This is a genomic window from Hydrogenophaga sp. (assembly GCF_028698005.1).
Taxonomy (GTDB): Bacteria; Pseudomonadota; Gammaproteobacteria; order Burkholderiales; family Burkholderiaceae_C; genus Hydrogenophaga.
The window spans coordinates 20,029-30,581 of record NZ_JAQVEJ010000020.1; the positions used below are offsets into that span (position 1 = coordinate 20,029).

General features: G+C 69.1%; 10 protein-coding genes. 7 read left to right on the forward strand and 3 right to left on the reverse strand.

Annotation, left to right across the window (positions count from 1 at the left end):
* Window positions 1-26 precede the first annotated feature (26 nt).
* From cysM to PHQ87_RS03850, 3 genes are all read left to right on the forward strand, one after another.
* Window positions 27-929, forward strand: coding sequence for a cysteine synthase CysM (gene cysM / locus PHQ87_RS03840; protein WP_300231444.1), 903 nt, complete (start codon window positions 27-29; stop codon window positions 927-929).
* Complete coding sequence (locus PHQ87_RS03845; RefSeq protein ID WP_300231446.1) at window positions 926-1,462, forward strand: NUDIX hydrolase; 537 nt, start codon at window positions 926-928, stop codon at window positions 1,460-1,462. The genes cysM and PHQ87_RS03845 overlap by 4 nt, the downstream gene beginning before the upstream one ends.
* 68 nt (window positions 1,463-1,530) lie before the next feature.
* The gene (locus PHQ87_RS03850; protein WP_300231448.1) at window positions 1,531-1,758 is read left to right on the forward strand and encodes a sulfurtransferase TusA family protein; all 228 of its coding nucleotides are present in this window, start codon (window positions 1,531-1,533) and stop codon (window positions 1,756-1,758) included.
* 69 nt (window positions 1,759-1,827) lie between these two features.
* Here PHQ87_RS03850 and PHQ87_RS03855 read toward each other — a convergent pair whose 3' ends face one another.
* Together PHQ87_RS03855 and PHQ87_RS03860 are read right to left on the reverse strand one after the other, a co-directional pair.
* Window positions 1,828-4,914 carry a valine--tRNA ligase gene (locus PHQ87_RS03855; protein WP_300231450.1) on the reverse strand — a complete coding sequence of 1,029 codons (3,087 nt, stop codon included), beginning with the start codon at window positions 4,912-4,914 and terminating at the stop codon, window positions 1,828-1,830.
* A gap of 118 nt (window positions 4,915-5,032) precedes the next feature.
* The gene (locus tag PHQ87_RS03860) at window positions 5,033-5,758 is read right to left on the reverse strand and encodes a pseudouridine synthase (protein WP_300231452.1); all 726 of its coding nucleotides are present in this window, start codon (window positions 5,756-5,758) and stop codon (window positions 5,033-5,035) included.
* 79 nt (window positions 5,759-5,837) lie between these two features.
* Here PHQ87_RS03860 and yaaA point away from each other — a divergent pair, with 79 nt between their 5' ends.
* From yaaA to queF, 3 genes are read left to right on the forward strand one after another with little or no spacing between them, the layout of a single operon-like run.
* Window positions 5,838-6,614, forward strand: coding sequence for a peroxide stress protein YaaA (gene yaaA, locus PHQ87_RS03865; protein WP_300231454.1), 777 nt, complete (start codon window positions 5,838-5,840; stop codon window positions 6,612-6,614).
* 32 nt (window positions 6,615-6,646) lie between these two features.
* Complete coding sequence (locus PHQ87_RS03870) at window positions 6,647-7,543, forward strand: 2OG-Fe(II) oxygenase (protein ID WP_300231456.1); 897 nt, start codon at window positions 6,647-6,649, stop codon at window positions 7,541-7,543.
* 7 nt (window positions 7,544-7,550) lie between these two features.
* Window positions 7,551-8,405, forward strand: coding sequence for an NADPH-dependent 7-cyano-7-deazaguanine reductase QueF (gene queF, locus PHQ87_RS03875; RefSeq protein ID WP_300231458.1), 855 nt, complete (start codon window positions 7,551-7,553; stop codon window positions 8,403-8,405).
* 33 nt (window positions 8,406-8,438) lie between these two features.
* Here the strand turns inward: queF and PHQ87_RS03880 are convergent, their stop codons facing one another.
* Window positions 8,439-9,749: a DNA polymerase IV gene (locus PHQ87_RS03880; protein WP_300231460.1), complete on the reverse strand. Its 1,311-nt coding sequence runs from the start codon at window positions 9,747-9,749 to the stop codon at window positions 8,439-8,441.
* A gap of 96 nt (window positions 9,750-9,845) precedes the next feature.
* Between PHQ87_RS03880 and PHQ87_RS03885 the strand changes: the two genes are divergently transcribed.
* On the forward strand, window positions 9,846-10,553 hold a 708-nt coding region (locus tag PHQ87_RS03885), incomplete at its 3' end, for an SIMPL domain-containing protein (protein ID WP_300231462.1).

Consider the following 10,553-nt stretch of genomic DNA (forward strand, 5'->3'; position numbering starts at 1 on the left):
TCGCAAATTATGGCACAGTGATGCGCATGAACTATCCGACCATCGAAGATGCCATCGGCCACACGCCGCTGGTGGCACTGCAGCGCATCGGCGCGCAGGACAACAAGGCACGGGGCAACGTCATCCTGGGCAAGCTCGAGGGCAACAACCCGGCGGGGTCGGTGAAGGACCGGCCGGCGCTGTCGATGATCCGGCGCGCCGAGGAGCGCGGCGAGATCAAGCCCGGTGACACCCTGATCGAGGCGACCTCGGGCAACACCGGCATCGCGCTGGCCATGGCGGCGGCGATTCGGGGCTACCGCATGGTGCTGATCATGCCGGAGGACCTGTCCATCGAGCGCGCGCAGACCATGAAGGCCTTCGGGGCCGAGCTGATCCTCACGCCCAAGAGCGGTGGCATGGAGTACGCGCGCGATCTGGCCGACAAGCTGGTGCGCGATGGCAAGGGGGTGATCCTCGACCAGTTCGCCAACGCCGACAACCCGCGCATCCACTACGAAACCACCGGGCCCGAGCTGTGGGAGCAGACGGGCGGGCGCATCACCCACTTCGTCAGCGCCATGGGCACGACCGGCACCATCACGGGCGTGTCGCGCTTCCTCAAGGAAAAGAATCCGGCCATCCGCATCATCGGGGCGCAGCCCAGCGAGGGCTCGCGCATCCCGGGCATCCGCAAGTGGCCGCAGGAGTACCTGCCGAAGATCTACGATCCGACATCGGTGGACGAGCTGGTGTCCGTGAGCCAGTCCGATGCCGAGGACATGTGCCGCCGGCTGGCGCGCGAAGAGGGCATTTTTGCCGGCATTTCGGCGGCCGGCGCGTGCTGGGTGGCGCAGCAGATCGCCGCCCGGGTGGACAACGCCACCATCGTCTTCGTCGTCTGCGACCGCGGCGACCGCTACCTGTCCACCGGGGTGTTTCCCGCGTGACGGAGGGGTACCGGTTCTGTCCGGGCTGCGCGGCGCCGCTGGCGCCGATCGAGCAGCTCGAGGATGGCGGCCCGAAGACGCGGCTGCGCTGCACGGCGTGTGGCTTCACGCACTGGAACAACCCGACGCCGGTGCTGGCGGCCATCGTCGAGCTCGATGGCAAGGTGCTGCTGGCACGCAATGCCACCTGGACGCACCGCATGTTCGCGCTGATCACCGGTTTCATGGAGGCCGGCGAGACGCCCGAGGAAGGGATCCGGCGCGAGATCGCCGAGGAGACCAGCCTGGAGGTGGAGTCGCTGGAGCTGGTGGGCGTGCACGATTTTCAGCGCATGAACCAGGTCATCATCACCTACCATGCGCGCGCCCGTGGCCAGGTGCGCCTGTCGCCCGAACTGGCCGAATACCGCCTGTTCGAGCCGGTGCAGGTGCGTTGCTGGCGTGCCGGCACCGGGCTGGCACTGGCCGACTGGCTGCGCCGCCGGGGTATCGAACCGGTGTTCATCGAGCCACCGGCGCCAGCCGGCGCGTGAACACGTTATCCGCGCACCAGGAGACGGTGGCCCTATAGAATCGGCCGCATCCCGGATACGTTTTTGTTATGAATACTTACATTGAACTGGACGCCCGCGGGCTGAACTGCCCGCTGCCCATCCTCAAAGCGAAAAAAGCCCTGGCCGACATGAGCAGCGGTCAGTTGCTGCGCGTCACCGCCACCGATGCCGGCTCCGTGCGCGACTTCCAGGCCTTTGCCAAGCAGACGGGCAACGAGCTGGTGGAGCAGCAGACCGTCGGCGGCGAGTACATCTCGGTGCTCAAGCGGCGCTGAGCGCCGCCGGAGCGGCCGGGGCGCAGCCGCAGCGCCCCGGGGCCACCCGGCTCCGCCGCCGGGGACGCGTCAGAGCCGCGCGAGCTGTTCACGCACCTTGGCCAGCGTGGCGCTGAAATCGGCAACCCGCGTTTTTTCCTGCTCGATCACGGCCGGCGGCGCCTTGGCCACGAAGGCCTGGTTCGACAGCTTGCCGTTGGCCTTGGCGATCTCGCCCTCGAGGCGGGTGGCTTCCTTGGTCAGGCGGGCCTTCTCGGCCGCGACGTCGATTTCCATGAACAGGCACAGCCGTGCCTGGCCGGCCACGGCCACGGGCGCGGCCTTGGCGGCGGCGGCCCAGGAGGTTTCGTCGTCGAACACCTTGACCTCGTTGAGCTTGGCCAACCCCTGCAGCACGGCGGCATGCTCGCGGATGAAGTCCGCGTCGCCCACCACGTACAGCGGCAGGCGCGTGGCCGGTGACACCCCCAGTTCGCCGCGCAGCGTGCGGCAGGCATCGACCAGGCCCTTGAGCTTGGCCACCTGGGCTTCGGCGTTCTCGTCGATGCGCTCGGGCTGGCTGACCGGGTAGGCGGCCACGCTGACCGATTCGCCGGCACGGCCCGCCACGGGGGCCACCTTCTGCCAGAGTTCTTCGGTGATGAAGGGGATGACCGGGTGCGCCAGGCGCAGGATGGTCTCCAGCGTGCGGATCAGCGTGCGGCGTGTGGCGCGCTGGCGCGCCTCGTCACCGGTCTGGATCTGCACCTTGGCGATCTCCAGGTACCAGTCGCAGAACTCGTCCCAGACGAACTGGTAGATGGCGTTGGCGACGTTGTCCAGGCGGTAGTCGGCAAAACCCTTGGCCACGTCGGCCTCGACGCGCTGCAGCCGCGAGACGATCCAGCGGTCGGCGTGGCTGAAGTGCATGTAGCCGTGGAAGGCGCCCCCGGGCTGGCATTGCTCCTTGGTGTGCTCTTTCAGGCCGCAGTCGTGACCTTCGCAGTTCATGAGCACGAAGCGGGTGGCGTTCCAGAGCTTGTTGCAGAAGTTGCGGTAGCCCTCGCAGCGCTTGGCGTCGAAGTTGATGCTGCGGCCCAGCGTCGCCAGCGCGGCGAAGGTGAAGCGCAGCGCATCGGCGCCGTAGGCCGGGATGCCGTCGGGGAATTCCTTCTGCGTGTTCTTGCGCACCTGGGGTGCGGTCTCGGGCTTGCGCAGGCCGGTGGTGCGCTTTTCCAGCAGGGGTTCGAGCGCGATGCCGTCGATCAGGTCCACCGGGTCGAGCACGTTGCCCTCGGACTTGGACATCTTCCTGCCCTGCGCGTCGCGCACCAGGCCGTGGATGTACACGTGGCGGAACGGCACGCGACCGGTGAAGTGCGTGGTCATCATGATCATCCGGGCGACCCAGAAGAAGATGATGTCGTAGCCGGTGACCAGCACGCTGCTGGGCAGGTAGAGGTCGTAGTCTGCAGTGCCGGCGTTGGCGGAAACGCCGCCGGCAGCACCGGACGCGCCCGGGCTCATCCGTCCTGCGGCCGGCAAATCGCCCGGTTCGCGCCCGGCGCTGCCGGCGGCTTCGGGCCAGCCCATGGTGGAGAACGGCACCAGGGCGGAGGAGTACCAGGTGTCGAGCACGTCGGGGTCGCGCGTGAGGGTCTTGCCCGCGCCGGCCTGGGCCTGTGCCCCGGCCTCGTCGCGGGCCACGTATACGTTGCCCTCGTCGTCGTACCAGGCCGGAATCTGATGCCCCCACCAGAGCTGGCGGCTGATGCACCAGTCCTGGATGTGGTTCATCCACTGGTTGTAGGTGTTGACCCAGTTCTCGGGCACGAACGTCACCTCGCCGCTGGCCACGGCATCGATGGCCTTCTGGGCGATCGAGCGCGTGTCCTGGCTGGTGCCGGACCCGGCGCCGGACCGCTCCAAGCCGGGGCCAGCCCCCTCGGGGGGCAGCGAACCACACGCAGTGGGGAGCGTGGGGGCCTTGTTCATGGCGACGAACCACTGGTCGGTCAGCATGGGTTCGATGACCTGGCCGGTGCGGGCGCAGCGCGGCACCATGAGCTTGTGCGGCTTGATCTCGACCAGCAGGCCTTCGGCCTCGAGCTGGGCGACGATCTGCTTGCGGGCGACGAAGCGGTCCAGACCCACGTAGGCGGCCGGGATGTCGGTGGCCTCGGCGGCGCTGACCTTCGCATCCAGGTCGAAGATGGTGAGCATCGGCAGGCCGTGGCGCAGGCCGACCTGGTAGTCGTTGGTGTCGTGCGCGGGCGTGACCTTGACCACGCCGGTGCCGAATTCGCGGTCCACGTATTCGTCGGCGATCACCGGCACGAGGCGCCCGGTGATGGGCAGGCGCACCTGCTTGCCGATCAGGTGGGCATAGCGTTCGTCCTCGGGGTGGACCATGACGGCGGTGTCGCCCAGCATGGTCTCGGGCCGCGTGGTGGCCACCACCAGGGCCTCGTCGCTGCCGTCCACGGGGTAGCGGATGTGCCAGAGGTGGCCGTTTTCCTCTTCGCTTTCGACCTCCAGGTCGGACACGGCGGACTTGAGCACCGGGTCCCAGCTCACCAGCCGCTTGCCGCGGTAGATCAGGCCCTGCTCGTACAGGCGCACGAAGGTGTCCGTCACGACCTTCGAGAGCTTGTCGTCCATGGTGAAGTACTCGCGGCTCCAGTCCACGCTGTCGCCCATGCGGCGCATCTGCGTGGTGATGGTGTTGCCGGACTGCTCCTTCCACTCCCAGACCTTGGCGACGAAGTTCTTGCGCGCCTCGGCGGGCGTCGGGCCCATGTCGTGGCGGCTGTTGATGCCCTGGCCCTGGAGCTGGCGCTCGACGACGATCTGCGTGGCGATGCCGGCGTGGTCGGTGCCGGGCACCCAGACGGTGTTGAAGCCGCTCATGCGGTGGTAGCGCGTGAGCGAGTCCATGATGGTCTGGTTGAACGCGTGGCCCATGTGCAGCGTGCCGGTGACGTTCGGCGGCGGCAACTGGATCGCGAACGCGGGTGCGCCGGCCTGGGGCGCGCCGGTGCCGCGGAAACCGGCGCGGCCATAACCACGCTGCTCCCACTCGGGGCCCCAGCGCGACTCGATGGGGGCAGGCTCGAACGATTTGGCCAGGGACTGCAGGCCGGGTTGCTCAGGGGCTTGGGAGGACGACGTGGTCATGCAAAACAGGCGGTTGGGGTGGGCGCCGGACGGAAGGGGCGCCAAAGCGGGCCGCGAGGCGGCGCCGTCACAGGATAACCCTTCATTTTACGGGTGTACCGGCCCCGGATGCCGCTGCTCAGGCATTGGCGTCGGGCACCACCGGCCAGCAGGCCCATTCCGGGCCCGGCGGCGCCTGCAGGTGCAGGCGCTCGCCGGTGACGGGGTGGCGCAGGGTCAGCGCGCTGGCGTGCAGCCACAGGCGCCGGGTGCCGAGCCAGTCGGCCAGGGCACGGTTGAGCGGCCCCTTGCCGTGGGTGGCATCGCCGATGATGGGGTGGGCGATGTGCTTCATGTGGCGGCGCAACTGGTGGCGGCGGCCGGTCAGCGGGTGCAGCTCGACCAGGGCGGTGCGGGTGGCCGGAAAACGGCCGTAGGGCAGGGGCAGTTCGTGGCGGGCGAGCGTGCGCCAGCGGGTCTGCGCCGCCTGGATGTCCTCGCGCCCCGGCCGCTGGTCGTCCGGCATCCGGCGCAGGGGGTGGTCGATCAGACCCTCGGCCGGTGGCCAGCCGCGCACGACGGCCAGGTAGGTCTTGTCCAGCCCCACGTCCCGCTGGAAGCCCTGGCCGAGGATGCTGGCGCTGTGGGCGTCGAGGGCGAACAGCAGGACGCCGCTGGTGCCCTTGTCGAGCCGGTGCACGGGCCACACGGGTTGCCCGAGCTGGTCGCGCAGCATCTGCAGCACGAAGCGCGTTTCGCCGGCGTCCAGGCCGGTGCGGTGCACCAGCACGCCCGCGGGTTTGTCCACCGCGACCAGGTGGTCGTCCCGGAACAGGAGGGGCAGCCGATCGGTCGTTTCACTCACACGGGTATTGTCGCCCGGCGCGGAAGCGGTCAGGGGCCCGCGGGTACACTTGTTCCGCCGCACCGCTACCGATGAAGACATGCTGTTCCTGATCTCTCCGGCCAAGGCGCTGGACTACGACACGCCACCCCACGTCAAGACCCATACCCAGCCGCTGTTCGTGCCGCAGGCGCAGGAGCTGATCGGCGTGCTGCGCGAGAAGTCGCCGCAGGAGATCGCGGCGCTGATGAAGCTGTCGGACCCGCTTGCCGGCCTGAACGTGGCGCGCTACCAGGCGTGGTCGCCGACCTTCACGGCACGCAACGCCAAGCAGGCGGTGCTGGCCTTCGATGGCGATGTCTATGGCGGGCTGGACGCGAAATCGATGGATGCCGAGGACCTGAACTGGCTGCAGAAGCACCTGTGCATCCTCAGCGGCCTGTACGGCGTGCTGCGCCCGCTGGACTGGATGCAGCCGTACCGGCTGGAGATGGGCACGCGCCTGGCCACGGCCAAGGGCAGCAACCTGTACCAGTTCTGGGGCGCGACGATCGCCAACTACCTCGATGAGCGCGCCCAAGCCGGCAAGGACGGGGTCATCATCAACCTGGCCAGCGAGGAGTATTTCAAGTCGGTTGACCGCAAGGCATTGAAGACACCGGTGGTCACCTGCGTGTTCGAGGAGCGCAAGGGCGACGGCTACAAGGTGGTCAGCTTCTTGGCCAAGCGTGCGCGCGGGCTGATGGTGCGCTACGCGGCGTCCATCCGGGCCACGCGGGTCGAGCAGCTCGAAGGTTTCGACCTTGAAGGCTACCGCTATGTGCCGGCGGCGTCGGCGCCCGACCGGCTGGTGTTCCGGCGCGAGGCCCGAGCCTGAGCCTGTCCATCGCCCAGGAGATTCCCTGTTCCATGAGCCAGACCATCACGCCCGAACTTCGCCAGTGGATCGTCGCGCAGGCCCAGGCGGGTTTTTCGCCCGAGGCGGTGCTGGAGGCGATGAAGGCGGCGGGGTGGGCGGAGGCGGTTGCGATGGAGGCGCTGGAAAACACCCTGAAGCAGCATCTGCAGTCGATCTCGGCCGGCCAGACGCTCAAGCCCCTGCCGGCCGGCGCCGTGGCGTCCGCGGGCAGCGCGCCGGCGCAGGCGGGCACGCCGGTGCCCGAGATCGACCTGTCGGCGGCACCGCGCGAGATCGACCTGGGCGACCGCACCGTTCGGGTGCTGGCGGCCCTGCGCACGCCGCGGGTGGTGGTGATTGGCGGGCTGCTCAGCGAAGACGAGTGCGAGGGCCTGATCGAACTGGCGCGCCCGCACCTGGCGCGGTCGCTGACGGTGCAGGCGACCTCCGGCGGCGAGGAGCTCAACCCCGCCCGCACGAGCAGCGGCATGTTCTTCAACCGGGGGGCGAACCCCCTGGTGAGCACGATCGAGGCGCGCATCGCGCGGCTGGTGAACTGGCCGGTGACGCACGGCGAGGGCCTGCAGGTGCTCAACTACCGGCAGGGCGCCGAGTACAAGCCGCACTACGACTATTTCGATCCGGCCCAGCCCGGCACGCCGACCATCCTGCAGCGCGGTGGCCAGCGCGTGGGCACGGTGGTGATGTACCTGAATGCACCCGGGCAGGGCGGCGGCACGACCTTTCCCGACGTCGGCCTGGAGGTGGCGCCCCAGCCGGGGCACGCGGTGTTTTTCAGCTATGCCCGGCCGCACCCGGATACCCGCACCCTGCACGGCGGCGCGCCGGTGCTGGCGGGCGAAAAATGGGTGGCCACCAAGTGGCTGCGCGAGGGCGAATTCCGATGAGGACGCCATGAACGACGAGCCGACACCGGCGCAATCCCCCCTGGGCCGGGCCTCGGCCTATGCCGACCAGTACGACCCGGGGCTGCTGTTTCCCCTGCCGCGCGCGCCCAAGCGTGCCGAGATCGGCATCACCGCGAGCGTGCCCTTCCTGGGCGCCGACCTGTGGACGGCCTACGAGCTGAGCTGGCTCAACCCGCGGGGCAAGCCGCAGGTGGCGATCGCCCACATCATGGTGCCGGCGGAGAGCACCCACATCGTCGAGAGCAAGTCGTTCAAGCTGTACCTGAACAGCTTCAACAACAGCCGTTTCGAGCATGCCGATGCCGTGCGCGACACGATCCGCGCGGACGTGAGTGCCGCCGTGTGGCAGGGCGGCCCGGTGCGTTCCACGGTGGGGGTGCGCCTGGTCGAGCCGGCGCTGTTCGAGACCGAGCAGGTGCAGCCCCTGGAAGGCCTGCTGCTGGACCGGCTGGACGTCGAGTGCACGGCCTACCAGCCCGAGCCGGACCTGCTGCGCGCCGCACAAGGCGAGGCGCCGGTGACCGAGGTGCTGGTGAGCCACCTGCTCAAGAGCAACTGCCTGGTGACGGGGCAGCCCGACTGGGGTTCGGTGCAGATCCGCTACACGGGGCCGCAGATCGACCAGGAGGGGCTGCTGCGCTACATCGTGAGCTTTCGCCACCACAACGAGTTCCACGAGCAGTGCGTCGAGCGCATCTACATGGACATCATGGCGCGCTGCCGGCCCGCGCGCCTGTCGGTGTATGCGCGCTACACGCGCCGCGGCGGGCTGGACATCAACCCCTGGCGCGCCAGCCATCCGCAACTGCCGCCGCCGAACGTGCGCACGGCGCGGCAGTGAGGCGGTAGCGCCGGGCCGGCGGCGGCGTGGTCGTCACCCCAGCTCAGGGAAAAGCAGGTCGGTGTGGTCATCGGGACTCCGGTCGCGTGCGCTGCGGGGGGACGCGGATGGCGCCTCACTGTAGCGACCCCCGTCCAGCGGGTCTGTCCCCGGCTTGACGAGCTTGCCCACCCGCACGCCCAGCAGGCGGAAGCGCCGCGTGAGGTCCACGCGCTTGAGGCAGCGCCCTGCGTGGCGGCGGATCTCGGCCGGGTCGTCGATGGCGGTGCCGATGGTCGTGTCGCGCGTGACCTTCTCGAAGTTGTCGTAGGTGATCTTGATGCCGATGGTGCGCCCGCGGTAGCCCTTGCGCCGCAGGTCGCCGGCGACCTGCTCGCACAGTCGCGTGAAGATGGCGCCCAGTTCGGCGCGGTCGTGCACCGCGTGCAGGTCGCGCTCGAAGGTGGTCTCGCGGCTCATGCTCACGGGCTCGCTTTCGGTGACCACCGGACGGTCGTCCCGGCCCCAGGCGGCCGCGTGCAGCCAGGCGCCGTAGCTCTTGCCGAAATGCTCGATCAGCCAGGCCTTGTCGCGCGCGGCCAGCTCGCCGATGGTGCGGATGCCGTGCCCTTGTAGCTTCGCGTCCGCCTTCGGGCCGATGCCGTTGATCTTGCGGCAGGGCAGCGGCCAGATCAGGGTCTGCAGGTCCCCGGGCCGCACGATGCTGATGCCGTTGGGCTTGTTGAACTCGCTGGCCATCTTGGCCAGCAGCTTGTTGGGCGCCACGCCGATGGAGCAGGTCAGGCCGGTGGCGTCGAAGATGCTTTTCTGGATCAGCCGCGCGAGCACGCGCCCGCCCTCGCGCTGGCCGCCGGGCACGTCGGTGAAGTCGATATAGACCTCGTCCACACCGCGATCCTCCATGACCGGGGCGATCTCGGTGATGGTGCGCTTGAACAGGCGCGAGATGCGCCGGACCTCGTCGAAATCCACCGGCAGCAGGATGGCCTGCGGGCAGAGTTTGGCCGCCTTCATCAGGCCCATGGCGGATCCGACACCGAACTGGCGCGCGGCGTAGGTGGCGGTGGTGGCGACGCCGCGGCCGGTGTAGTCCTTGAGCAGGGGGAAGAATTCGACCGGTATGCGGTCCAGCGTGTCCGGGCCCCAGGCCTGGTCGGGCCAGGTGGCGCGCAGGCGTTCGAGCAGCGCGGCTTCGTTGCGGCGTGAGCCGCCGATCACCAGGGGCAGGCCCCGCAACTGCGGGTAGCGCAACAGCTCGACCGACGCGAAGAAGGCGTCCATGTCGAGGTGGGCGATGCGGCGCTCGCGAGCGGGCTGCGGTACGGAGGTCACGGTGTCAAGCATAGCGCCGGGCATCCATCACCCTGCCTTGGTAGGATGCATGGGCGGGCCGCGACGCATGGGGCGCCGACGGATGGGCCGCGCCAAGGGGAGTGATTCATGTCCAGTCTTTCGCGTCTGTTGGTGGCGCTGGTGGTGGGAGCCGGCATCGCCGGGGCCGGGTTCTTCGTCAGCGAGGGCCTGGAGCGTTTTCGCATGGCTGATCGCAGCATCGCGGTCAAGGGGCTGGCCGAACAGGATGTCGAGGCCGATTTTGCGGTCTGGAGCCTGAATTTCCGCCGCGCCGACAACGATTTCGCCGCCGTCCAGCAGGCCCTGGCGGCCGACCGCGAGAAGGTGCTGGCCTTCCTGACGGCGCAGGGCTTCGGGGACGGCGAGGTGGAAGTGCGGCCGCTGGCGGTGCAGGATCTGCTGGCGCGCGACTATGCGCAGAGCAACACGCCGCTGCGCTTCAACGGCAGTGGCCAGGTGCTGGTGCGGACGCCGCGCGTGGCCCAGGTGGCCAAGGCCGCGCTGGCGATCGATCCGCTGATCCAGGCCGGCGTGCAGTTCAGCGACGATGGCAACGACGGCCCGCGCTACCAGTTGCGCGGCTTCAACGACATCAAGGCGCCTTTGCTGGCCGAGGCCACGCGCAATGCGCGCGAGCAGGCCGAGAAGTTCGCGGCCGAGGCGGGCGCGCAACTGGGTCCGCTCAAGAGCGCGAACCAGGGCGTGATCCGCATCACCGGCGACGACGGCAACGATTACGACGATGGCCGCTCGCTCACCAAGCGCCTGCGTGTGGTCAGCTCCTTCGTGTACGAG